Origin of the sequence: Pseudomonas sp. GM33, from assembly GCF_000282295.1 — a bacterium.
In the GTDB taxonomy this organism is placed as follows: domain Bacteria; phylum Pseudomonadota; class Gammaproteobacteria; order Pseudomonadales; family Pseudomonadaceae; genus Aquipseudomonas; species Aquipseudomonas laurylsulfatiphila.
The window spans coordinates 16965-40592 of record NZ_AKJO01000033.1 but is presented as its reverse complement, the minus strand read 5'-3'; the positions used below and the strand labels follow the sequence as shown (position 1 = coordinate 40592).

Sequence of the window (23628 nt, the reverse complement as noted above, 5' to 3'; positions counted from 1 at the left end):
CTGGGTGTCTTTAAGCTGCATGACGTTTCCTTTTCTGAATGGGGGTTGGCGAGCGTTGGCTTAAACCAGAGCGCTACGTCTTTTAAGCTCATGGTTCAGAATGAAATCGTTCTCGGAATAATCCACCGGGCAATCGATAACGTGCACACCCGGCTCACTGATGCAGCGCTGCAGTAGCGGCAAGAATTCTTCGGCGCTTTCCACCCGGTGGCCCTTGGCGCCATAGCTTTGCGCATACATGACGAAATCCGGGTTGCCGTAGTCCAGACCAAAATCAGTGAACCCCATGTTGGACTGCTTCCAACGGATCATGCCGTAGCCATCATCGCGTAGGATGATGACCGTCAGGTTCATCTTCAAACGTACGGCGGTTTCCAGCTCCTGGCTGTTCATCATGAAGCCGCCGTCACCGCACACAGCTACCACAGGACGATCCGGATAGACCAAATGTGAAGCCATCGCCGAAGGCAGGCCCGCACCCATCGTTGCCAAGGCATTGTCTAACAGTACGGTGTTGGGTTTATGTGCCTTGTAGTTGCGCGCGAACCAGATTTTGTAGATGCCGTTATCCAGAGCCACGATGCCTTCGGAGGGCATGGCACGACGCACGTCGGCGACAAAGCGCTGCGGGTAGATCGGGAAACGGTTGTCGTCCGCGCCCTCGATCACTTGGGCCTCGTTGGATTCACGGATCGTCATAAGGCGGGTGAAGTCCCAGTGTGAAGTGTCATTCAAGGATTCGCCGATCTGCCAAACAGCATTGGCGATATCGCCGATCACTTCGACCTGCGGGAAGTACACCGGATCGACCTCGGCGGAGCGGAAGTTGATGTGGATGACTTCGGTGCCGCCACGGACCATGAAAAATGGCGGTTTCTCAATCACATCGTGGCCAATGTTTACGATCAGATCAGCCGCCTCGACAGCACGGTGCACGAAGTCGTCGGAAGACAGTGCGGCATTGCCAAGGAAGCGTGGATGACGCTCATCTACCACACCTTTGCCCATCTGAGTGGTGACAAAAGGAATGCCGGTCTTGTCGATCAGTTGCTTGAGTACCTTGGCAGTCATCTTGCGATTGGCGCCGGCACCAATCACCAGGATCGGGCTACGGGCTGTCTGCAATTTCTCGACTGCGGCCTCGATGGCCTTGTGTTCGGCCAGCGGGCGACGATGCAGGCTCGGAGGAATTGGCCGGCTTTCGGTCTGCTCCGCGGCGATGTCCTCGGGAAGTTCAAGATGAACCGCTCCGGGCTTCTCTTCCTCAGCAAGGCGGAAGGCTTCACGCACACGCGAGGGAATGTTGTCAGCGGACGCCAACTGGTGGGTGTACTTGGTCAGCGGTTGCATCATCCCAACAACATCAAGAATCTGGAAACGGCCCTGCTTGGACTTTTTGATTGGCTTCTGCCCGGTAATCATGAGCATTGGCATTCCACCCAAGTAGGCATAGGCGCCAGCAGTGACCAGGTTCGTAGCGCCAGGGCCAAGGGTCGATAAGCTGACTCCCGTTTTGCCGGTTAACCGGCCATAGGTTGCCGCCATGAAACCAGCCGATTGCTCATGTCGAGTGAGAACGAGCCGGATGTTGGAGCGCCTGAGTGATTCAAGTAAATCCAGGTTCTCTTCACCAGGAATCCCGAACACGAACTCTACGCCCTCATTTTCGAGGCACTGCACTACGACGTCTGAAGCCTTGAGCATTTCACTCTCCTCTAAAATCATGTATCCGCGCTTGAGGTGCAACCTTGGACAATTCGCTTACGATGGCGGGGAACCTAACGACTTCGCCAACGTTTCGGACCAAACACCGGCATTTGGCTTCCAGCCTCCCTGACCATCGCAAGGGAGGCCAACAGTCGCGGCGCGATGTGGACACAAAACGGTGTGGTTTCCATTCGGCGACCTACCAGAGTAAACAACCTGTCACCTTAGTCGTTTCGTAACCGCTTGGGCGCCCCGCTGACGGCTGCCTGCGTAACACCCAGATTCTGCGCCGCTATTGAAGCGGAGTGGTCTCGCCACAACGCTTCAAAGGTATAGAGCAGATTTAGATCTTTCATCACAGCGCCCTGACTGACATTCAGAAACCAAAACACTGCACTTGCCAGCAAAGCGTCGTGGGCTTCGACCGGCAAGTGCAGTAAAGCTGGAGTTCTTGAGTGTTATGCGGACGCGTGGATAACTCAACGTCGTGTCAGGTCCAGCGCCACATCGACGATCATGTCCTCTTGCCCACCGACCATTTTTCGCCGTCCCAATTCGACCAGGATGTCGACGGTACGCAAGCCATAGCGCTGGGCCGCCGCTTCGGCATGACGAAGGAAGCTTGAGTAAACGCCTGCATAACCCAGCGCCAGCGTCTCGCGATCTACCCGCACCGGACGGTCCTGCAGCGGACGGATGATGTCATCGGCGGCATCCATCAAGGTGTAGAGGTCGGTGCCATGATTCCAGCCCAGTCGCTCGGCGGCAGCGATGAACACCTCCAATGGCGCGTTGCCCGCCCCCGCCCCCATGCCAGCCAGGCTGGCGTCAATGCGGTCACAGCCCTCTTCCACCGCGACGATGGAGTTAGCCACGCCCAGGCTTAAGTTGTGGTGGGCGTGCATGCCGGTTTCGGTTTCCGGCTTGAGCACCGCCTTGAACGCACGGAAACGCTCGCGGACGTCCTGCATGTTCATCGCCCCACCGGAGTCGGCCATGTACACGCAGGTCGCGCCGTAGCTCTCCATCAACTTGGCTTGGGCGGCCAACTGCTCGGCCGGAATCATGTGGCTCATCATCAGGAAACCGACGGTGTCCATACCCAGCTCGCGGGCATATTCGATGTGCTGTTTCGACACATCGGCCTCGGTGCAATGAGTGGCGATGCGCACCACCCGGGCACCGGCGTTGTAGGCTGCTTTCAGGTCATGCACGGTGCCGATGCCGGGCAACAACAAGGTAGTGATCTTGGCGTGGTTGATCACGTCGGCGGCGGCTTCGATCCATTCCAGGTCGGTGTGGGCGGCGAAGCCGTAGTTGAAGCTCGACCCTTGCAGGCCATCACCGTGCGCCACTTCGATCGAGTCGACCTTGGCTTTGTCCAAGGCGCGGGCGATGTCCTGCACGTTTTGCAGCGAATACTGGTGACGAATCGCGTGGCTGCCGTCGCGCAGGGTTACGTCGGAGATATAAATTTTTTTGCCGGGATTGAAAGTCATGACGGTCTCCTCAGGCGTTGAGCATCGACTGCGCCATGCGCTCGGCGGTGGCCAAGGCAGCGGAAGTCATGATGTCGAGGTTGCCGGCATAGGCTGGCAGGTAGTGGGCGGCGCCTTCGACTTCAAGGAACACTGAGGTCTTAAGGCCGGAGAACTTGCCAAGACCCGGTATGTTCAGTGGTGCGTCTTCAGGGATGACGTCGAACTGGACTTTTTGCTTGAGGCGATAGCCCGGCACATAGGCCTGTACGGCGGCCGCCATCTCTTCGATGGAGGCCTCGACCAGTGTCTGATCAGCGGCTTCGGACAGCACAAACACCGTGTCACGCATCATCAGCGGCGGTTCGGCCGGGTTCATTACGATGATCGCTTTGCCCTTGGCTGCGCCGCCGATCGCTTCGATAGCCTTGGAGGTGGTTTCGGTGAATTCGTCGATGTTGGCACGAGTGCCGGGACCCGCGGACTTGCTGGCGATCGAGGCGACGATTTCGGCGTAGTGCACCTTGGCCACGCGTGATACCGCTGCGACCATGGGGATGGTCGCCTGGCCACCGCAGGTGACCATGTTGACGTTGAGTTGGCCGAGATTCTGTTCCAGATTGACCACCGGCACGCAATACGGGCCGATGGCTGCTGGTGTCAGGTCGATCAGACGGATTCCGGGTTTGATCGAGCGCAGGAAGGCGTCGTTCTTCACGTGGGCGCCGGCTGAGGTGGCATCGAAGACGAAATCGATGTCCTTGAATTCGTCCATGCGGGTCAGGCCTTCAACACCTTCATGGGTCACCGCCACGCCCAAGCGTTGGGCGCGGGCCAAACCATCAGAGGTCGGGTCGATGCCGACCATGGCGGCCATTTTCAGGTGCTTGCCGTGACGCAAAATCTTGATCATCAGGTCAGTGCCGATGTTGCCCGAGCCGATGATTGCGACGCTGATTGGATTGCTCATTGTTATTGTGTCCTGTCGTTGCATACAGCCTGGGATCAGGCGTTACCACGCCGGCGTTCGGCAAGGGTCTTGCCACCCGCAGCCCACTGGGTTTCGGGAATCTCTTGAAGCAGCACGCGTACGCTATCTACGGGCACATCGAGGCTTTGCGCGATGGCCTGGGTGACATTGAGCAACAGCGCATGCTTCTTCTCTTCACTGCGTCCTTCGGCGAGGTGGATCATGGCGATAGGCATGGTCGATAGCTCCGGATCAACGCTGGCTGGACGAAGTGAAGCGCATGGAGACGCTGCCCAGATGCTGGTAGCGGACGGTGATGTTGTCCCCGGCAGCAACGGCAATGGCCTCGGTGATGCCGCCGGTCATGATGAAGCAGCCCGCCGGCAGTTCACGCCCCTTGGCACCGAGCATGTTGGCCAGCATGGCGACGCTCTGCGCCGGGTGCCCGAGCACCGCGGCGCCGGCACCGGTGGCGACTACTTCGCCGTTCTTTTCCAGCACCACACCCAGGCATTTAAGGTCAATGCCCTGCACGCCACTCATTTGTCCGCCGGTGACGAAGCGTGCCGAAGAGGTGTTGTCGGCAATGACGCTCTTGAGATCGAAGCGGAAGTTCTCGTAGCGCGAGTCGATCACTTCAACTGCCGGCAAAATAAAATCGGTAGCCGCCAATACATCGCCAACATGCACGCCCGGTCCCTTGAGCGGATGCTTGAGGACAAAGGCGATCTCGGCCTCGACCTTGGGATGGATCAACCCGTCAACATCGATAGCCGCGCCGTCCAGGCAAGAGCCGTAGTCCGTAAGGAAGCCGTGGATCGGGTCAGTGACCCCCATTTGCTTCATTTTTGCGAAAGAGGTCAGGCCCATTTTCAGGCCAGCGATACGTACACCGCGGGACTCCTTGCGTTGGCGAATGGTGTCCTGGATGGCGTAGGCGTCTTCCCAGTCCATGTCGGGGTGAGCGTCGGTAATCTTGGCCACCGCCTCTCGGTTGAGCTCGGCATTTTCCAGGTGTTCGGCTAGTTGGGCGATAGTTGCTGCAGAGAGGTTCATAAGGATTTCCTTCAAACGAAACGAACGGAGGCCGAGCCGATGCCGCCCAAGTTGATGCGCAATTGATCACCGGCCTTGACCGGCACCATGGCCGCCAGTGAACCGGAGAGGATGACTTCGCCCTTATTCAGGCCAATGCCAAGCTGACCGAGTTTGTTGGCCAGCCAAGCCACGGCATTCGCCGGGTGGCCGAGGGCCGCAGCGCCGGCGCCAGTGGCAACCACTTCACCGTTCTTTTCCAGTGTCATGCCGACACAAGCCAGGTCCACGTCACGCGGGGCCACGCCCTGCCCGCCCAAGACGAAAGCCCCGGCGGAGGCGTTGTCGGCGACGGTGTCCTGGATGCGGATCTTCCAGTCACGGATGCGCGAATCGACGATCTCGAAGCACGGCATCACATAGGCGGTGGCGCGCAGCACATCGGCGACGGTAATGCCCGGGCCACGCAGGTCTTCCTTGAGCACGAACGCGATTTCGCCTTCGGCCTTGGGTGCGATCAAGCCGTCGATGGCGATTGCGGCGCCATCGGCGTAAAGCATGTCCGAGAGCAGATGACCGAAGTCCGGTTGATCGACGCCGAGCATGTCCATCACCACTTTGCTGGTGACCCCGATCTTTTTTCCAATGATCCTTTGGCCATCGTCAAGACGTCGCTGAATCATCGACAGCTGCACCTGATAGGCCTGCTCCAGGGTCATATCCGGATAAGTGTCAGTCAACGGTGCCAGAGCCTCGCAATTGCAGAGGGCCTGGTGCAGTTGGTGGCCGAGAACGTTAATCTCTTGCTTATTCATGAATAGCTCCTTACAGCCGCACGCAGACGTTGCGCAGCTCGGTGTAGAACTCAAGCGAATGTACGCCCCCCTCACGACCGATACCCGACTGCTTGGCACCGCCGAAAGCGGTACGCAGGTCGCGCAGAAACCACGAGTTGATCCAGCAAACACCCACGTCCAGTGCACTACCCAGACGATGGGCGACCTGCAGGTTGCTAGTCCACACACTGGCGGCCAAGCCGTAGGGAGTGTCGTTAGCCAGGCGGACGACTTCTTCTTCGGTATCAAAAGGTGCGATGTGGCAAACCGGACCGAAGATTTCCTCGCGCACCACGGCCGAGGTTTCCGCAAGGCCGGTCCAGATCGTCGGCTCGAACCAAGCGCCTTCGGCCAAATGATCCGGCACCTGGGCGATGCCGCCGCCGTGGACCACGGTGGCACCGTCGGCGACAGCCTGACGGCAGTAAGAGAGAATTTTTTCGCGGTGACCGAGCGAGATCACCGGTCCCATGGTGCTGTCGTGCTGGTTCGGGTCACCCACCTTGATGCCTTCGGCGTGGGCCTTGAACGCAGCGACAAAACGCTCGAACAGCGGACGTTGCACGTAGATGCGCTCGGTACCCAGGCAGACCTGGCCACTGTTCTCGAACACGGCGCGCCCCAGTCCTTTGACGGCTTTTTCCAGGTCCGCATCGGCAAAAACGATGCCTGCGTTCTTGCCGCCCAGTTCCAGCGATACCGGGCGGATACCCTTGGCTGCGGCCTTCATGATGATCTCGCCCGTGCCGGTTTCACCGGTGAAGGTGACACCATTGACCTCTGGGTGAGCGGTGAGGAAGGCACCGGCCGAGTCACCGCCGAAACCATGCACCACGTTGTACACACCCGGTGGCACACCGGCTTCATTCATGACTTCGGCGAGCAGCGTGGCGGTGGCCGGGGTCTCTTCGGAGGGTTTGACCACGACAGTATTGCCACAGGCCAAGGCTGGCCCGACCTTCCAGGTCATCAGCAACAGCGGCAGATTCCATGGGCAAACAACGGCGATGACTCCACGCGGTGCTCGCACGCTGTAGTTCACCGCCTTGCCACCGTCAGGGGTGTCCATCACGAAGCTTTCAGTCGGCACATTCTTGATCAGGTCGGCGAACACCTTGAAGTTGGCCGCACCACGGGGAATGTCCAGATGTCCGGCTAGCGCGCGTGGTTTACCTGTATCGGCCACTTCGGCGGCTACAAACTCTTCATGGCGACGTTCGATGCCATCCGCCACCTTGTGCAACAGGGTCGTTCTCTGGGCAACGGTCATGCTGCCCCAGGGGCCTTTCAACGCATCGCGCGCAGCTCGCACGGCGGCGTCGACCTCAGCCTTGCCGGCTTCATGCACCAAGCCGATCAGGCTGTTGTCGGCTGGGTTTCGGTTCTCGAACGTACGGGCGCTACTCACCCATTCACCATTGATAAAATGGCGGAATTCTTTCGCAGGCATACAGTGTTCCTTCTTGTTTTAGAGTGTTTGAACGCTGGCTTCAGGGTCGCCCGCTGTCAGGTATTCCCACATGCGTTCGTAAATTCGGCCGCTGGTGACAGCCCGTCGCGCGCAGGCCTGTGGGTCGAGTACCGGCCCTTGGGTGGCAAGACCTGCGCTGTGCAGTTGCAACTCAATCCGCGCGGCGTCTTCCAGATACCAGGTCAGCGTCAACGCTTCGATCAGTGACGCGCCAACGACGATGGCGCCGTTGCCACGCATGACCAGCGCATTCCCCTGCCCTAATTGATTGGCCAAGGCGCTGGCTTGCTCGTCGCTGCGCAGCAGTTGCGGGTCGTCCCACAGCGGGATTGGCTGCTGAAAGTAGCTGCCCATGCCATGGCGCGGTTGAGGTGTGAGCCTTGCGCACGACAGGGTCATGACCTGGGCAGGCATGCTTCGGATCACGGCGTGGACGTCCGGGCGACGACGGTATATTTGCTGGTGGATACGAACCTCACCCAGCACGCCGTCGGGCAACTCACCATTGACCGGTACCACGACTCCTGACTCGCCCGGCTGGATCAAACCCATCGGTTGTGCGGCGCATACCAGAAAGTGCTCCTCATCCAGGCGCAGGCTGCAGTGCCCGTAGGCATGCACTAAACCAGCGCGGGCCAAGGCCCGCGCGGCCACGCGCACTTGCGATTGCTGATCGCGGCTGGGAGTTGGAAATTGACTCACGATTTGAACTCCGGAATGTCGGGCTTCGCACCCCACGCGCAGAATCCCGCACCCTCCGCCGGAAACTGCCGAGGTTGGTGGGTTGCATCATTTTCTGGAGAGATCAGGCTGACCCCTGTCGAGTATTCGTAGGTCATGCCGTCAGGTCCCTCGAAGTAGAGGAACATCGCGCCCGAGGTGGGGTGGCGGCCCGGACCAAAGAGGATGCGTATGCCCCGCTCAACCAGGAAGTAATAGGCACGCATCAAGTCATCGACGGACTCGACCTGGTGGTTGATGTGTTGCACACCGGGGTGGGACGAAGGGAACAAGGCGATCTTGTGATGGACCTCATCGATGCGCAGCAGCGGCGCCTCGCCAATTCGGTCACTGACCCTGGCGTTTGCCAGCTGAGTCCAGAACAGTTCATCACGCCGGGCATTCATGGTGCGCAAGCCAATGTGGCTGAAACCGGTGATACCGGCATCACGACTCGGAAAATAGCGTCGCCCGCTTGCCTGGGGACGCAAGACCAGCTCAATGTTGTTGCCGCTGGGATCTTTGAAGCGAATGAAGTCGTCGACATAGCGCACTTCAGCGTCTGCACGTGAGCCATGCTGTACGTTGAATTCATTACGCTCCAGCAAGACCGCTGCGTCTTCCAGGTCCTGTGCTGTTCTGACTTCGAACGCTGTTGTGGTTTCTTGCGGATCGCCCTCGTAATAGCAGAGCGTATGGTCTCGGCTGTCCGATCGGAAGTACACCGCGCCGTTGGCTTCTCGGGCAATCTGCAACCCAAGGATCTGAGTGGCATAACGACGTGCCTCGTCCAGATTTGCGGTGCCCAGCCGTATATACCGAATGTCATGCAGGTTGATCATGAGGGATGTCCTCTTATTTATTGTTGTCTGGGACTCATCTTCCCGTCGCCATATAAATAAAAGAAGCAAATATTAGTTATTCGCACTATCTGAAAAATTTATAGGCGTATAACCCTCTGCAGACAGTTTTTTGGGGCAAAAAAAATGCCCCGTATCCGTGGATACGAGGCATTGGAACCAACGAATCAGATCAACCGATGGCCTGCTTTCCAATGTCTGCAGTGCCTGCCTGCGTACTCACCTCGCAAACTGTTTTATTCCTTGGCATGGAGATCACAAACAATGCGGAGATGACGTAGAACCCGGCGCACACCATCAGTCCCGCCGCCAGACTATAAAAGCTGGCAATGCCACTGAGCAGCACGGGGGCAAAAGCCGCCAACCCTCGGCCCATGTTGAAACAGAAGCCCGCCCCCAGCGTTCGCACCCGAATGGGATACATCTCGCTGAAGTAAGAACCGAACAACCCTGCGAACACCATGAAAAATGCGTACCCCGCCCCTATCCAGATCAGCGATTGGGTCTGGGTGGTATAGACATAGACCAGCGCCATCATGGATGTCAGCAACAGCGATATGACAATCGTAAGCCGCTTGCCAATGCGATCGGCGATGAAGCCGAATACGTTCAGGCCAAAGAAATTCCCGAGATGGAGTACCGCCATAAAGCTGGTCATCGACGCCAGACTCAAGCCACGGTCTTGTATCAGGTAGGTGGGCAGCCACGTGCTGACGCCCCAGGAACCAAGCAACGCAAAGCTGGCTGCAAGAGACCCCAGCAGGGTGTAACGAAGTAGCTCAGGCGAAAAAATCTCGCTGACGGATATCCGCTGCGCAGTGGTGCCATGAGTATCGCGTTGAGCCTTCCAGGCCGGAGATTCCGGAATCAGGAAATACACATAAATAATCGGCAGTATCACCGAGGCGCCGGACACGAAAAACATCAAACGCCATTCCGGCAGCATGAACTTTGCCGCCAGGGCCGCGGCGATGGCGCCAACCGGGAAGGCACTGATCACGAAGGATATGGCTCTGGCGCGCTGCTTGGGCGGCCACGTTTCAACGATATAAGCCGAGAGGATCGTCCATACCCCGCCAAGCCCAAGGCCAGAGAGAAACCTCAGGCCCGCCATTACGTAGAGGTCATGAGCGAATGCAAATACACAGGTCAGCGCACCGAAGATCGCCAGCGATGCAATCAGTGCGTTGCGCCGGCCAAAGTTGTCGGAGTACCAGCCTGTGGCAACACCGCTCACACCAATCCCCAGCAATGTAGCGCTAGCCAGCGCCCCCACCTCATGGAGGCTGAAACCCAGATCCTGGCGGATAACGGGCAGCGCAAGCGTTAACAGAATGATCTCCATTGCATCAAAAAGGTAGGCGATAAATCCACCGATCAGTACGTGCCACTTGGATATTCCAGTCACGATTTCACCTGTTTCTATTTATTGGATAGTGATGTTCGTTCCAGGGACGCCACGTTGTTTATGGCTCCCCATGAAGGACGCAACGTTCAGAATCGGTAAACGGCCTGCAGCCAGATGCGATCACCTTCGGCTCGGTTCTCGACCAGCGTTTCGTGCTGCCATTTCATGACAAACCCGATTGCCGGGGTCTGGTATTTGATCGCGGGGCCGATTGCGGCGACTTGGCCACGGTTACCGTCCAGGTAGGTCTGGCCATTTTTCTCATCATCGGTGAGCTGCTTGTACAGGTAGCCGTTCACGCCCACTTGCCATTCGCGAGTGATGTTGTAGCCGATGTTGTAGTCGGCGTTGAACTCACGGCCGGAGCGATAGTGAGTATCGGAGTTCTCGCCATTGATCATGTAGATGAGCTTGGCGCTCACCTCAAGGTTCTCCAGCGGATAGGCGGTAAAGGAATACCAAGGCCCGTAGGCCCATGTGTTTCGACCCGGGTTGAAAAGATGATCCTTGTCGTAGTCCCCGACGGGCACAAACACATCCAGACCGAGTAGCTGGTGGTACCGTGGCGAACTCCACCCCAATACAAAAGGAACCACCGTCAGATCGCCGATGCCTTCTTGGTGGTCGCTGCGATGAACGCGCCCTGCTGGTGTATCGACATCAAAGCTGATGTCGCCCTTGACCAAGGGCAACGCAATGCGACTGGCCAGCTTGGCACCCAGTATCGAGAAGTCCTGATAGACGTAATCCACCCGGATCGACAGTGCCTGTATATCAAGGTCAAAGTTGTGAATACCTGGTTTTTTATCGCCATCGCCGTCCAGCGTCTTGTTCGCACTGTAGTCGGACAAGTAGAAGAACTCGGTAAAGCCTGGCGGTGGCATCTTTCCCGCGCCGACCGTATTCACACCGAGTGGGTATGAACTGCCGCCGCCCTCAGTTGCCTGGGCAAGCGGAACGCACAGAAGGCCGATACAGAGGGTACTGATCCAGGCGCTTGTCGCGCACTGGCTATGTGATCTTGGTGTGCTCATCTCATGTTCCATTGTTATTTTTGTATGACGGAGGAGAGTTTTTTTGCAGCTTTCAGTGCTGGCGTTAGTTAAAAGCGACTGGCAAATTTCAGGCGCAACGATGCACACCGTCATTTGTCCGGACGCTGCAAACAGTTGAGTTATTCAACGGCCGGACATTGATTGCCCGGCCTTCAGCAAGGTGTTACCGAATAGTGGTTTCCAGCTCGCCGAGCCCTTCGATGCAGACTTTCAATACATCGCCGCGGTCCAGGAATGTGTGGCTTTCCATGCCCACGCCTGCCGGTGTTCCCGTCAACAGAACATCACCGGGAAACAGATCAATGGTCTGGCTCAGATAGGAAATCTGCTCTGCAACGCCGTACATATGGTTGCGGGTATTGGAATCCTGTACCCACGCGCCGTTCCTCGACAGCTTGATATCCAGGTTCTCGGGATCTTTGACAAATTGTGCCGGCGTCAGGTACGGGCCCAGCGGGCAAGAACCCGTGAAGCATTTGTGGCCAATCCAGTCGAAGCGAAACGGCGAGCTGGGATCGACTTGCTCGCGACGCAGTCGATCACGCGCCGACAGGTCATTGGCGCAGGTGTAACCCGCCACGTAGTCGAGCGCCTCTTCAATGGAGACACGCGACGCTCGCTTGCCAATCACCACCGCCAACTCGGCTTCCCAATCGAGCATGCGGACACCTTCCGGAAAGTCCACCGCTTGCTTGTGGGCGACCAGACTGCCGCGGCCGGGCTTGATGAAATGCCAGGGAGCAATGCCCTCGCTGCGCGGATCCAGCGACAGTTTCATGTTGAACGCACGGGCCATGGCTTCGACATGGTCACGATAGTTTGCTCCCGCGCAATAGATCGTGCCTGGACGTTCCAGGAACGGAGCAAAGTGCAAAGTGGCAAGATCAAGCCGCTGCGACTCATAGAGCGCTGGCGCTTCAAACACTGCCACTGCAAGCTTTTGAAGCTGCGGATTGGTCGTCTCCCAACTCTCGAGCAATGTATCGATGGAAGCTGTCGGCAACTCAAGGCCGGCCTTGGCCACAAGCTGACCAAGGTCATAGGCGTATTCGCCAACCAGGAGGCCGGTAGTGTTTGACTGGACATCCGTCCGATAGGTGAAAAGCTGATACTTCATGGGACCACCATCACAGGAGCGAAAAGCGTTGGTTGGAAAAACTGACGTGAAGCGTGAGGCCGCCTTCCATGAGCAGCCACTTGCGTACGTCTACGTCATAAACACCGTGGGCAATAAAAGGATCTGACTGGACGATACGCAGCGCTTCGGCCTGATCCGCCGCCCGCAGAATGCTCATGCCCCCTAGCTCACCAGGGAAAGTCTGATCCGAGACAAAGGGCCCGGAAGCGAATAACTCGCCGCGTTGTTGCGCCAGAATCGCCCACTTCAAGTGGGCGTCCAGCAGCTCTGGTACGCGGGTCAGATCCCGTGGCGTACGCATGACCACGAACAGCGGCTTGTTCAACATCCCTGCCAGCAGTTCCTTGGTCGTAGAGCTATCACTCATCACGTGCCGCCTCGAAGTTTTGAATGAAAGCCTCAGGCGGCGGATTGGTTGCCCACACGGCGATCAGGTCTGGTGGTGCCCCGTCGATAGCCAGCCATTCGCTGTCATCTTCGGGAATGACATCGATGTCCCAGAAGTATTCGACCATGCTGTCCCAAGGGTCGCGGATGTAATGAAAGTAATTGGAGCCGGCCACATGTCGTCCAAGGCCAAAAGCGCTTTCGTAGCCCAGGCTCATCAGGTGTTGAGCGCCCAATTCGATCTCATCAATACCCATCACCTCAAAACTGAGATGATGCAGACCGCTATGGCTGCTCTTGGCCAGGCCCAATACATGGTGATCACCGCCACAGCCACACCGTAGGAAGGCAATCTTGTCCCCCGCGCGATCAGAGACTTTCATCCCTAGCACCTGGGTATAGAAATCAATCGAACGATCCACATCGGGGGTGAATTTGATTAAGTGACCCAAGCGCAACGGTGTCACTCGACGCAACTTCGAGGACGGTGTGCATCCGCGCTGACCGATGCGGCGGTAACGACCCGGGGTGTTCGACTCTGGTGTCGGCAAAGGAGCTAACGGCATGGAGTCGGCGTCGGTTACGTGAATCCAATCGCCGGACGGATCACGAAACCACAATCCGTCTTGCCCGATATCAAACGGTGCCGGATGGATGACCACACCGTGGTAGCTCAGGTTTTCTCGAATAGTCTGCAGGCCCTCTGCATCGGTACCAAACGAGATATAACTCAGGCGCTTAGTGGTGCCGGGCATCAGTCGCACTTGATCCTGGGCGCGCCCCTTACAGCGCAACACCAAATGATCACCGGCCATGCGGGCTTCGAGCCCGACAGCTTCGTAGAAGGAGCGACCCACTTCCAGATCCGGAACAGTCACGCCTACGTGTTGTAGAGAACGAATCATCTTGGATGCTCCTACTTAACGAATAGGGGAAAAGGGTGCGGCGCTCAACAGCTCAACCTGCTGGGCAACCACCAGATGACCGTTCTTACCAAGGAACGTACGCCATCTTGGATCGCTGGACAGCGCCGCGCGGCGTTGGGCTCGGTCCTCGTAGCTGGAATATCCCCACAACTGAATGACCCGATTGATGTCCCCCGTTTCCGGCTTGAAATACCCGATCAAATTGCCCAGTGCCTCGCCCTGAAGTGGCAGCCCCTCCTCCTCGTAAGCACGCAGGAATTCGTGCAGCGCGCCAGGCTTGAGTTGATAGGTACGTTGTTCAATCAGCATGTTGTTTTCTCTTTTTTGGAAGGTGCCTGGGAGTCGGCCTGGGAGTCGGCTTCGATCAACTTGATCACTGCCGAGATATCTTCTTCACCAATGCCTTCTTCGATAGCCCTTAGAAAGTAGGGCTTGGCGGCATTGAACAAAGGCGCGGCGCTACCGAGTTCCTCGGACAGCTCACTGGCCATGTCGATGTACTTTTCCAGCGTGGCGAAAGGTCCTGGCGCCGGTAGGAAATGACGATCAGCCATAATCGGTGCTCTTGCGCTGAACATCGTTGAGCCACCCGCACTTTGGCGTATCACCTCAACCACCTGCTGTGCGCTGAACCCTGCTTTAACACCAAGGTTCAGCGCCTCGGCTGCGGCCAGGGTGTGAATAGTCACCAGATAGTTGGCGATCAATTTCATCGCGACCGCGCACCCAAACCCACCGATGTGGAACTGGATGTCGGCGATCGCATCGAGCACAGGCTTGCAGTGCTCCACCAGGTCAGGGTCACCGCCCAGAAACAAGGAAGCCTTGCGTAGGGAAACCATGGATGGAGTACCACTGACCTCCGCTTCCAACACCCGTGCACCACGTTGTTCGATACGCTGAGCCATTCGTTGCTTGAAGGCTTTGTGATAGGTGCCGATCTCGATGAGCGTGTGCTGCGGCCCTATGGACTGAAGCAGGCCATCAGGCCCCTCCATGATTTCCATGTGGGCCACTTCGCTGGGCAGGCAAGTGAGGATGAAGTTTGATTGCGCCGCTACGGCGGCTGGGCTTTCGAGCGCGATGCCACCCTGACGGATGAAGGCCTCGCGATCTCGACGTCGGTAACCGACAACGGGAAATCCGGCCGCAAGCAGGTTGGTTGCGATAGGAAGGCCAAGCTGGCCGATTCCCACCATACCGATGGTTATCACAGGCATTATTCGCCTCTCTTGTTGTTGTTCTTTTACGCAAAGCTTGAAGCTCGGCTAGGCGCTAACCTAGGCGCAGCCGGGTTTGGGAGCAAACAGCCCAGGTTATGAATAAGTAGAAGCAAGCGTTATACAAAGGGGGGGATGAAGTGGACTCGATGCCTCAGCCAGGAGACTGGAAAGCAATGACGCACATGAGGAGGCAGCAATCGACCAAGAGCGACCGGTTAGGACGCGTGGTTTTGTTGGCGAGCGTGGTTGCTGTGCAGCTCACGCTGGTTCAGGTTTTACGTCCAGCGCAAGATCGGTTATGGCGCCCCTATAGCAGCCGCGAACCGCGGTATTCAGGGCAAATTCATCCAGGTCAATGCCTTCCTCATGAACAGTTAATCGTGAACTTGCAAAAACCTAGCATCTTGAAAAAACTTTATCTTTCAATGATCTAAATTGATCGTGAACATCTGACATGGCCCACTTGTTAAATCAGATGTTATTTTGAAATGGTCAACGTAGACCTTACATTTCACCACATCACAAGAGCCGACACCCGGCGGCATAAATTGACGTGGATCAACCGTGACACTTCGATGTGCTGTATGTTGAAAAATCAAACCCGCTAATCAGTACCGGAGATTCTCCATGTTCTGGTTTCGCCATCGTCAACCAACGTTCATATGCCTCGCCATCGTGCTGTGGTTGTTAGCGTTTGGTGTGGCAGCGACCCAGGGATGTCTGGCACAGCCAAGCCATAATCCGGCTACAACACATATCTCGCTGAACACTGCGCAAGATCACGAGAGCCACGACGCCCATGCCCTGGGCTGCCTTCAGCACTGCGCCGATGCGGCGATAGCTGTAAGTCCTTCGCTCCATCTTCAAACATTTGATCTGTTCAGTTGGACGTTTCTGTTACTGATCCCTGCGTTGCTGATTTTGTTTCCCGCCAATCCCTCCGCTTTTGCCTTTCTTGCATTACGGCGCCCTGTACCGGCCAGACCACCTGCCCGCCTGATTTTCATCCGTTTCAACGATTAATCCGACCTTCTGCGCGCCGATCTTCGGCGCATTGTCTGACTGCGCCAACCTGGTGCGGCCTGGTGTTACCTGAGTTGTCCTCACCCTTTGGAGATTGCCATGCATGCCTCACTGAAAATTATCCTCGCCACCCTGCTGATCAGCAGCCCACTCATCGCCTCGGCAGTCGACGAGCATCACCCTGAGCAAGGGCAGACCGCGCCCGGCCAGACGAGCGAAACAGCTACGCCGATGCCAAACAATGTCATGACCGAGCAAATGCAAAAAATGCAGGCTGCACACGACAAGGCAGCCGCAGCCAAGACCCCTGCCGAGCGACACGCCGCCATGCAGGAAAGCATGAAGACGATGAAGGACAGCATGGCCATGATGCATAAGAACTGTCATGGCATGGGCATGGCCGGCAATAAAGACGGCATGGAGATGGGAATGATGAACATGATGATGAAAATGATGGATCAGCAAACGAGCATGATGAACATGCCGATGAGCAAGTGATGCGCACAAGTCTGTAGACAATGTAGCGACGGTTTACGATAGGTGGTCGCCATGATCGATCTGAACCATTTCACACCGCTGAGCGCTCTGATTGGCGGCCTGTTGATAGGCACTGCCGCTACCCTGTTCGTGCTGTTTAATGGGCGCATCGCCGGCATCAGTGGCATTGTCGGCGGTTTACTGCGCCCGTTGGCTGGTGATGTCGCGTGGCGCATAGCTTTTGTACTGGGGCTGCTCATGGCTCCGCTGCTTTACCGCCTGAATGCACCACTGCCTACGTTGCAGATCGATGCCGGTTATCCGCTATTGATCGTCGCCGGCATATTGGTCGGCATTGGCACACGCTATGGGGCTGGCTGCACCAGCGGTCACGGCGTCTGCGGCCTGTCGCGCTTGTCGCCGCGTTCAGGGGTGGCGACTGCAGTGTTCATGAGTGCCGGGTTTGCCACCGTCTTTGTGGTTCGCCACCTTCTGGGATGGAATTGATCATGGCACTCTTCTTCGCCTGGATTTGCGGGCTCATATTTGGGGTCGGCTTGCTGGTTTCAGGCATGACAAATCCCGCCAAAGTGCTGGGGTTCCTGGATTTGACCGGGGCGTGGGACCCCTCGCTGGCATTCGTCATGGCCGGTGCCATTGCCGTGGCTACCCTGGGCTTTTGGGTGGCAAGAAAGCGAACGCGATCACTGCTTGGCTTGCCGATGAATCTGCCAACAGCTCGACACTTCGACCGACGCCTGATCATCGGCAGCCTGCTATTTGGGGTCGGTTGGGGATTGGCCGGGATTTGCCCGGGCCCCGCTCTGGTGCTGTTGGGCTCGGGCATTTTCAAGGGCGCGGTGTTTGTCGTGGCCATGCTGGCCGGCATGGCGCTATTCGAATGGTTTGAGCGACAAAACCGTCGTGGGTCGTCGGCTCTAATTTCCGTGGGTAAAGCCACCTGAATTTTACCTGGGAGGACGCACTGACCACGGCGAGAGTCAAAATAAAGTTGTTTCCATAAAAGATCGTTCAGACCACTGATCAGTAATATCTGTTTTTTGACGTGCTTCCGATATTCGGTCACAACTTTCGCGCGCCTCCGAGTCCTAACAAGCTGTTCGTCGATGGAATATTGGCGTGCGCCGCGATTTAGACTGATACGGAGTTAAGTTAATGATTTTCAACGTACAAAGTTTTGGCGCTAAAGGCGATGGGGTTACTGACGACACGGCCGCAATACAGAGTGCGATTGATGCCGCGGCTGTCGCTGGCGGTGGCCAGGTGTACATGCCGACCGGGACCTATATCGTTTCCGCAGGCGCGGAACCCTCTGACGGATGCCTGATGCTCAAGAGCAACGTCTACCTGTACGGCGACGGCATGGGCGTCACCAACGTCAAAGTGGCTGACGGTTCGGATACCAAGATCACGGGGGTTATTCGCTCCGCTTATGGCGAAGAAACCCACGACTTTGGTGTCAGCAACCTCACCATTGATGGCAATCGTGACAACACAACGGGCAAGATCGACGGTTGGTTCAACGGCTTCATTCCCGGCGTAGAAGGCTACGACTCCAACGTCACCCTCGACAGTGTCGAAATCAAGGATTGCTCCGGGTACGGTTTCGACCCCCACGAGCAGACCGTCAACATGGTCATCAAGAACAGCGTGTCCCACGGCAATGGCCTGGACGGCTTCGTCGCTGATTTTCTGAGCGACAGTACCTTTGAAAACAACATCGCCTACGACAACGACCGGCACGGTTTCAACGTCGTTACCAGTACCCACGACTTCACCCTGACCAATAACATTGCCTACAACAACGGTGGTAATGGCATCGTGGTGCAGCGCGGCAGCGAGGACATCCCCTCCCCCAGCAACATAACCATCACCGGTGGCGAGGTGTACGGCAACGGCGCCGAAGGGGTGCTGATCAAGATGTCCAGCGAGGTGACTGTCAGCGGCGTCGATATTCACGACAATGCCAGCGCCGGGGTTCGCATCTACGGCAGTAACCACGTTGAAATCATCGACAACACGCTCCATAACAATTCACTGGGCAGCCCCGTAGCGGAAATCATCATCCAGTCCTACGACGACACCCTGGGCGTATCAGGCAAGTACTTCAACGGCAGCGACAACACCCTCCAGGGCAACATCATCAGCGGCAGCAATCTCTCGACCTACGGTGTTGCAGAACGCAATGAAGACGGCACGGATCGCAATGCCATCATCGGCAATACCATCAGTCACACCAGCAAGGGTGCCACGTTGATCTACGGTGAAGGCAGCTACGTCAGCGACACGGTGCCGATGACCACTGTGCAAGGTACGGCTGGCAACGACACCCTTTTGGGCAGCGCCGAAAGCGAGATTTTCTACGGCGGGGCCGGCAACGATACGATCAATGGCGGGGCCGGTGGCGACATTCTGGTGGGCGGTGCGGGCATCGACAAACTCACCGGTGGTACCGGCGCCGATACGTTCCGTTTCGCCGCTCAGTCCGACAGCTACCGCAATGCAAGCGCAAGCTTCGATGACACCGTGACCGACTTCGACGTCACCCAGGACAAGATCGACCTGGCCGGCCTGGGCTTCACCGGCCTGGGTAATGGCCGTGGTGGCACCCTGCAGGTCAGCTACAGCGCCAGCAACGACCGCACCTACATCAAGGACTACGATGCCGACGCCAGCGGCAATCGCTTCGAGTTGATTCTCTCGGGCAACCTTGCCAGCACCCTGACCGCCAGCAACTTCATTTTCAATCGGGTGGTCACCGGCACCAGCGCCAGCGACGCATTGCTGGGCAGCGATTCGGCCGACACTCTGCTCGGCCTCGCAGGAAACGACAATCTCAGTGGCGGCGCGGGCGACGACAAGCTCGACGGCGGCGCCGGGATGGACAGCCTCACCGGTGGCGCCGGGGCGGACACTTTTGTGTTCTCCAATCGCCTGGACAGTTACCGCAACTACAACACCGGCGGAGCCAACCTTAGCGACCTGATCACCGACTTCGATGTCAGCAACGACAAGATCGACCTGTCGGCCATCGGATTTACCGGCCTGGGGGATGGCAAGAACAACACCGTGTACCTTGTGCTCAACAGCACCGGCACCAAGACTTACATCAAGTCCTTGACCGCCGACGCCAATGGCAATCGTTTTGAGGTGACGCTGGCCGGCAACTACCTCGACAAACTGACCAGCGCCAACTTCGTCTTCGCCACGTCGTCACCAACCAACCAGGCGCCGGTGCTGGCCACACCGCTGCCGGATCAGAACGCGACCGAAAGTACAGCGTTCAGTTACGTGGTCCCGGCCACCAGCTTCACCGATCCGGATAACGACAGCCTCAGCTACACCGCCAAGCTGGCCAATGGCAGCGCCCTGCCCGGTTGGCTGACATTCGATGCCGCCACTCGTACGTTCAGTGGCACACCCAGCGACACCGCGTCGGGCACCTACTCCATCCAGGTCACCGCCACCGATGGCAGCAACGCCACCGTCAGCGACAGCTTCACCCTCGCCGTGCAGGACGTACCCGCGGGCCCCACGGTGATCAATGGCACCCCGAACAACGACACGCTCACTGGCACCGCTGCCAACGAGCAACTGCAAGGTGGCGCAGGTAACGACACGCTCAATGGTGGCGCGGGCAACGACATCCTGATCGGAGGCACCGGGGTGGACAAGCTCACCGGCGGCGCGGGTGCCGATGTGTTCCGCTATACCTCGAAACTCGACAGTTACCGAACCAGTTCCACGAGCGTCAGCGACCAAATCCTCGATTTCGACGTGACCGCCGACAAGATCGATGTCTCGGCACTCGGCTACACGGCGCTGGGCAATGGTTTGAACGGTACGCTGCAACTGACCTACAGTGCGTCGACCAACCGTACTTACCTCAAGGATCTCACCGTCGACGCCAACGGCAATCGCTTTGAGTTGTCGATCGCAGGCAATCTGGTGAGCAGTCTGACGGCGAGTCATTTTGTCTTCGCCGACCAGAACACCCCAAGCAATGCGGCGCCAGTGGTGGCCATTCCCCTGCTCGACCAGAACGCCACCGAAAGCACGCCGTTCAATTACACCGTGACCCAGGACAGTTTCACCGATGCCGACCAGGATGCGTTGGTCTATACCGCGACCCTCGCCGACGGAAGCGCTCTGCCCACATGGCTGAGCTTCAATGCCACCAGCCTGACGTTCAGCGGCACGCCGATCAGCACTGCGGCCGGAAACTACAGCGTACTGGTCAAGGCCACCGATCCTTCAGGTGCCTCGGTCAGCGACAGCTTCGCCCTGACGGTGGCTGATGCGCCAGCCAGTACCCTCGCCGGCACCGATAATGCCGATACGCTCAACGGCACGGCAGGTGCTGACCTGATCCTGGGCAAAGGTGGCAATGACACGATCAAGGCTGGCACCGGAGCAGACATCATCGACGGTGGTGCCGGACGCGACTCGCTGTATGGCGGCGATGGGGCGGACACCTTCCGCTACACCAACGCGCTCGACAGTTACCGCGATTACGACGTCGGCGGCATCACTGCCACCGACACGATTTATGACTTCACTGCTGGCGTCGACAAGATCGATGTGTCGGGCCTGGGCTTTCTCGGTCTCGGCGATGGCAGCAATCACACGCTGTACATGACCCTCAACGCGGCCGGCGACAAGACCTACATCAAATCCGCCGACGCGGATGCCAATGGCAACCGTTTTGAAATCGCTCTCAACGGCAACTACCTCAACACCCTCACCGCCAGCGACTTCGTGTTTGGCGAGCGCGCCCAACAGGACATTCTCTACCTGCCCACGCTCGGTCAATCCAATGCGCGCCTGCTGCGCATGACAGAGGATGACGATCAGTCTGGCACCTCGATGCTGGTCAAAGACCTGGACCGCTACACCCCCTATGACGTACGCAGCCAGTTCACCGATGCCGACGGCAACGGCATCGACATCGCGGTGGGAGGTAGCACGGTCAACGGCCTGTCGACCCTGAGCGCCGAAGAGCTCAAGTTGTGCTGGTGGTTGACTGACACCAACCAACCAGGACCTGCACTGTTGCGTGCCGTCGCGTTGCTGGGGGACCAGCTCGCCGAACTGCAATCGGTCGATAACGTCACCATGGGCATTATTTGGGGCCAGGGCGAGGAAGCTGCCCAGGAGATCGCGCGTGCCACGGACAAAACCGCGGCGGCCGCTGCCTACAAGGACGCCACCCTGAAGGTGTTCGATTACCTGCATGCCCAGTTCGGCAATTTCAACGTGTACATCATGGAAACCGGCCACTATCAGGAGGATGCGGCACGTGCCCGGGGCTATTCCGAAGAAAAGATAGCCTCCATCGTCGAGGGCGTAGGCTATGTTCGCGCCGTCCAGGAAGCCATCGCCACCGAACGCGCCGACGTCAAGCTGGCGGTGGACTACACCGACCTGCCCTTGCGCTACGAAGTCGATTCGCTGGTGTATCCCGATGACGTCTGGCACCTGCACGAGGAATCGGCGGAAATCGTCGGCCAGCGCCTGGCCGACTACATCGCCACAGACCTTGGCTTTCAAGGCAACCCGGACGACAACAATAGTGTTCAGGACATTTTCGACAACGCTCAGAACCAGGGCGGCATGATCTCCGGCACTGACCAGGCCGATACCCTGGTGGGCAGTTCGGGCAATGACACACTGGATGGCGACTTGGGCGCCGACTCCATGACCGGTGGCGATGGCAACGACATCTATCTGGTCGACAACGCGTCCGACAGCGTGGTGGAAACCAACCCCTCGGCCTCGCAGATCGATACGGTGCAGGCCTCAGTCAGCTGGACCCTGGGCGCCAATCTCGAGAACCTCGTGCTCACCGGTGTCTCGGATATCGACGGCAGCGGTAACGCGCTGCGCAACTTCATCACCGGCAATGCCGCCGCCAACGTGCTCAATGGTGGCGCAGAGGCCGACAGCATGAGTGGTGGTGATGGCAACGACACTTACTATGTCGACAACGCCAACGACAGCGTGATCGAGACCCAGGGCAACGTGTTGCCTGGAGGGATCGACAGTGTGCGCAGCAGTCTGGGGACCTATACCCTGGGCACGAATGTCGAGAATCTGTACATCGAGAGTCCGGGCGCCGCCAATGGCACGGGCAACGCGTTGGACAACACGCTGTTCGCCGCAGCCGGTAACAATGTGCTGGACGGGCGCGAGGGAAATGACACCGTGTCTTTTGAACGCGCTCTGTCCGGTGTCACCGCCAACCTCTCGACCTCAGTGCAACAAAACACCGGGGGATCGGGGCTCGACACCTTGAAATTCTTCGAAAACCTGACGGGAAGTGCCTACGCAGACAGTCTGTCGGGCAACAGCGCCGCGAACGTCCTGAACGGTGGTGCGGACAATGACACGCTCGTGGGCGGTTCCGGCGATGATCGGTTGATCGGCGGTGCAGGCACCGACAATCTCACCGGTGGCACTGGCGCGGATACCTACGCATTTGGTGCGCTGTCGGACATGGGCGTCGGTGCTTCGCGTGATGTGCTCAACGGTTTCAAGAGCATCGAAGGCGATCATCTGGACTTCTCCGGCCTGGACGCCAACCCGTTGACCGGCACTGTCGATGCCTTCACCTTCATCGGCAGCAACGCTTTCGACCCTGCCAACGCCACCGGCCAAGTGCGCTTTGCCGAAGGCATTCTCTACGGCAGTGTCGACGCCGACGCCACCCCCGAGTTCGAATTCGCACTGCTGGGCGTCAAGGAGTTACACGCCAGCGATTTCACCGCCTGAGTCCAGGCCATAATTGGTAATAGCAAGCCTGCCCGCTCCTAACGTTTAAGGATTCTGTAGGAGCGAGCCTTGCTCGCGATGGACTCAAGAGCGCCGCGTTTAGTCAGTAAACACGCGGCATC

The 23628-nt window shown here is 57.9% G+C and carries 21 protein-coding genes and 1 pseudogene; 5 read left to right on the top strand and 17 right to left on the bottom strand.

The genetic code is table 11. From position 1 onward, the window contains the following. Positions 1 to 60: 60 nt before the first annotated feature. The 17 genes and pseudogenes from PMI26_RS23530 to PMI26_RS23605 form a co-directional block, all read right to left on the bottom strand. Entirely contained in the window at positions 61 to 1704 is a 1644-nt protein-coding gene (locus PMI26_RS23530) for an acetolactate synthase large subunit (RefSeq protein WP_007971598.1), read from the bottom strand. Positions 1705 to 1711: 7 nt separating this feature from the next. Next, positions 1712 to 2063, bottom strand: a pseudogene (locus PMI26_RS30390) (LysR family transcriptional regulator); the annotation flags it as partial. Between the two features lie 123 nt (positions 2064 to 2186). After that, positions 2187 to 3206: a 4-hydroxy-2-oxovalerate aldolase gene (gene dmpG, locus PMI26_RS23535; protein ID WP_007971597.1), complete on the bottom strand. Its 1020-nt coding sequence runs from the start codon at positions 3204 to 3206 to the stop codon at positions 2187 to 2189. Positions 3207 to 3216: 10 nt separating this feature from the next. Continuing rightward, a complete protein-coding gene (locus tag PMI26_RS23540) occupies positions 3217 to 4155 on the bottom strand; it encodes an acetaldehyde dehydrogenase (acetylating) (protein WP_007971595.1) in 939 nt (312 codons plus the stop codon). 35 nt (positions 4156 to 4190) lie between these two features. Further along, positions 4191 to 4391, bottom strand: a complete 201-nt coding sequence (locus tag PMI26_RS23545; RefSeq protein ID WP_007971593.1) for a 2-hydroxymuconate tautomerase family protein — start codon at positions 4389 to 4391, stop codon at positions 4191 to 4193. 16 nt (positions 4392 to 4407) lie between these two features. Further along, positions 4408 to 5211 (bottom strand): 2-oxo-3-hexenedioate decarboxylase, encoded by an 804-nt coding sequence (gene dmpH / locus PMI26_RS23550; protein ID WP_007971591.1) that lies wholly within the window; start codon positions 5209 to 5211, stop codon positions 4408 to 4410. A gap of 11 nt (positions 5212 to 5222) precedes the next feature. After that, on the bottom strand, positions 5223 to 6005 hold the full coding sequence (gene dmpE / locus PMI26_RS23555) for a 2-oxopent-4-enoate hydratase (RefSeq protein ID WP_007971588.1): 783 nt from the start codon (positions 6003 to 6005) through the stop codon (positions 5223 to 5225). 10 nt (positions 6006 to 6015) lie between these two features. Continuing rightward, entirely contained in the window at positions 6016 to 7476 is a 1461-nt protein-coding gene (locus PMI26_RS23560) for a 2-hydroxymuconic semialdehyde dehydrogenase (protein ID WP_007971587.1), read from the bottom strand. Positions 7477 to 7494: 18 nt separating this feature from the next. Continuing rightward, complete coding sequence (locus tag PMI26_RS23565) at positions 7495 to 8199, bottom strand: class II aldolase/adducin family protein (protein ID WP_007971586.1); 705 nt, start codon at positions 8197 to 8199, stop codon at positions 7495 to 7497. Then, positions 8196 to 9059, bottom strand: a complete 864-nt coding sequence (locus tag PMI26_RS23570) for a VOC family protein (RefSeq protein ID WP_007971585.1) — start codon at positions 9057 to 9059, stop codon at positions 8196 to 8198. The genes PMI26_RS23565 and PMI26_RS23570 overlap by 4 nt, the downstream gene beginning before the upstream one ends. Before the next feature lie 190 nt (positions 9060 to 9249). After that, positions 9250 to 10485: an MFS transporter gene (locus PMI26_RS23575; protein ID WP_007971583.1), complete on the bottom strand. Its 1236-nt coding sequence runs from the start codon at positions 10483 to 10485 to the stop codon at positions 9250 to 9252. 86 nt (positions 10486 to 10571) lie between these two features. Beyond that, on the bottom strand, positions 10572 to 11519 hold the full coding sequence (locus tag PMI26_RS23580) for a SphA family protein (protein ID WP_007971582.1): 948 nt from the start codon (positions 11517 to 11519) through the stop codon (positions 10572 to 10574). Between the two features lie 184 nt (positions 11520 to 11703). Next, positions 11704 to 12657, bottom strand: a complete 954-nt coding sequence (locus PMI26_RS23585; RefSeq protein WP_007971580.1) for a fumarylacetoacetate hydrolase family protein — start codon at positions 12655 to 12657, stop codon at positions 11704 to 11706. Positions 12658 to 12667: 10 nt separating this feature from the next. Further along, a complete protein-coding gene (locus PMI26_RS23590; protein ID WP_007971577.1) occupies positions 12668 to 13045 on the bottom strand; it encodes a YciI family protein in 378 nt (125 codons plus the stop codon). Continuing rightward, the gene (locus tag PMI26_RS23595) at positions 13038 to 13970 is read right to left on the bottom strand and encodes a VOC family protein (protein ID WP_007971576.1); all 933 of its coding nucleotides are present in this window, start codon (positions 13968 to 13970) and stop codon (positions 13038 to 13040) included. The genes PMI26_RS23590 and PMI26_RS23595 overlap by 8 nt, the downstream gene beginning before the upstream one ends. A gap of 15 nt (positions 13971 to 13985) precedes the next feature. Next, positions 13986 to 14300: an NIPSNAP family protein gene (locus PMI26_RS23600; RefSeq protein WP_007938251.1), complete on the bottom strand. Its 315-nt coding sequence runs from the start codon at positions 14298 to 14300 to the stop codon at positions 13986 to 13988. Beyond that, the gene (locus PMI26_RS23605) at positions 14294 to 15211 is read right to left on the bottom strand and encodes an NAD(P)-dependent oxidoreductase (RefSeq protein ID WP_007971574.1); all 918 of its coding nucleotides are present in this window, start codon (positions 15209 to 15211) and stop codon (positions 14294 to 14296) included. Before PMI26_RS23605 ends, PMI26_RS23600 begins: the two co-directional genes overlap by 7 nt. A 630-nt stretch (positions 15212 to 15841) precedes the next feature. Between PMI26_RS23605 and PMI26_RS23610 the strand changes: the two genes are divergently transcribed. The 5 genes from PMI26_RS23610 to PMI26_RS23630 all read left to right on the top strand — a co-directional run bounded on the left by PMI26_RS23610 (position 15842) and on the right by PMI26_RS23630 (position 23506). Continuing rightward, on the top strand, positions 15842 to 16237 hold the full coding sequence (locus PMI26_RS23610) for a hypothetical protein (protein ID WP_007971573.1): 396 nt from the start codon (positions 15842 to 15844) through the stop codon (positions 16235 to 16237). 99 nt (positions 16238 to 16336) lie between these two features. Then, entirely contained in the window at positions 16337 to 16735 is a 399-nt protein-coding gene (locus PMI26_RS23615) for a hypothetical protein (protein ID WP_007971571.1), read from the top strand. Positions 16736 to 16786: 51 nt separating this feature from the next. Next, positions 16787 to 17221 carry a YeeE/YedE family protein gene (locus PMI26_RS23620; RefSeq protein ID WP_007971569.1) on the top strand — a complete coding sequence of 145 codons (435 nt, stop codon included), beginning with the start codon at positions 16787 to 16789 and terminating at the stop codon, positions 17219 to 17221. 2 nt (positions 17222 to 17223) lie between these two features. Then, positions 17224 to 17679, top strand: coding sequence for a YeeE/YedE family protein (locus tag PMI26_RS23625; RefSeq protein ID WP_007971567.1), 456 nt, complete (start codon positions 17224 to 17226; stop codon positions 17677 to 17679). Positions 17680 to 17890: 211 nt separating this feature from the next. Then, positions 17891 to 23506 carry a putative Ig domain-containing protein gene (locus PMI26_RS23630; protein WP_007971566.1) on the top strand — a complete coding sequence of 1872 codons (5616 nt, stop codon included), beginning with the start codon at positions 17891 to 17893 and terminating at the stop codon, positions 23504 to 23506. The last annotated feature ends 122 nt before the right edge of the window (positions 23507 to 23628 follow it).

Bases quoted from the DNA above. Each gene is read 5' to 3' on its own strand.
- PMI26_RS23630 (WP_007971566.1), top strand. From the start codon at position 17,891: ATGATTTTCAACGTACAAAGTTTTGGCGCTAAAGGCGATGGGGTTACT.
- PMI26_RS23530 (WP_007971598.1), bottom strand. From the start codon at position 1,704: ATGCTCAAGGCTTCAGACGTCGTAGTGCAGTGCCTCGAAAATGAGGGC.
- PMI26_RS23540 (WP_007971595.1), bottom strand. From the start codon at position 4,155: ATGAGCAATCCAATCAGCGTCGCAATCATCGGCTCGGGCAACATCGGC.
- PMI26_RS23615 (WP_007971571.1), top strand. From the start codon at position 16,337: ATGCATGCCTCACTGAAAATTATCCTCGCCACCCTGCTGATCAGCAGC.
- PMI26_RS23600 (WP_007938251.1), bottom strand. From the start codon at position 14,300: ATGCTGATTGAACAACGTACCTATCAACTCAAGCCTGGCGCGCTGCAC.
- PMI26_RS23595 (WP_007971576.1), bottom strand. From the start codon at position 13,970: ATGATTCGTTCTCTACAACACGTAGGCGTGACTGTTCCGGATCTGGAA.
- PMI26_RS23605 (WP_007971574.1), bottom strand. From the start codon at position 15,211: ATGCCTGTGATAACCATCGGTATGGTGGGAATCGGCCAGCTTGGCCTT.
- PMI26_RS23620 (WP_007971569.1), top strand. From the start codon at position 16,787: ATGATCGATCTGAACCATTTCACACCGCTGAGCGCTCTGATTGGCGGC.
- dmpE (WP_007971588.1), bottom strand. From the start codon at position 6,005: ATGAATAAGCAAGAGATTAACGTTCTCGGCCACCAACTGCACCAGGCC.
- PMI26_RS23610 (WP_007971573.1), top strand. From the start codon at position 15,842: ATGTTCTGGTTTCGCCATCGTCAACCAACGTTCATATGCCTCGCCATC.
- PMI26_RS23580 (WP_007971582.1), bottom strand. From the start codon at position 11,519: ATGAGCACACCAAGATCACATAGCCAGTGCGCGACAAGCGCCTGGATC.
- PMI26_RS23545 (WP_007971593.1), bottom strand. From the start codon at position 4,391: ATGCCTATCGCCATGATCCACCTCGCCGAAGGACGCAGTGAAGAGAAG.
- PMI26_RS23590 (WP_007971577.1), bottom strand. From the start codon at position 13,045: ATGAGTGATAGCTCTACGACCAAGGAACTGCTGGCAGGGATGTTGAAC.
- PMI26_RS23625 (WP_007971567.1), top strand. From the start codon at position 17,224: ATGGCACTCTTCTTCGCCTGGATTTGCGGGCTCATATTTGGGGTCGGC.
- dmpG (WP_007971597.1), bottom strand. From the start codon at position 3,206: ATGACTTTCAATCCCGGCAAAAAAATTTATATCTCCGACGTAACCCTG.
- PMI26_RS23570 (WP_007971585.1), bottom strand. From the start codon at position 9,059: ATGATCAACCTGCATGACATTCGGTATATACGGCTGGGCACCGCAAAT.
- PMI26_RS23560 (WP_007971587.1), bottom strand. From the start codon at position 7,476: ATGCCTGCGAAAGAATTCCGCCATTTTATCAATGGTGAATGGGTGAGT.
- dmpH (WP_007971591.1), bottom strand. From the start codon at position 5,211: ATGAACCTCTCTGCAGCAACTATCGCCCAACTAGCCGAACACCTGGAA.
- PMI26_RS23585 (WP_007971580.1), bottom strand. From the start codon at position 12,657: ATGAAGTATCAGCTTTTCACCTATCGGACGGATGTCCAGTCAAACACT.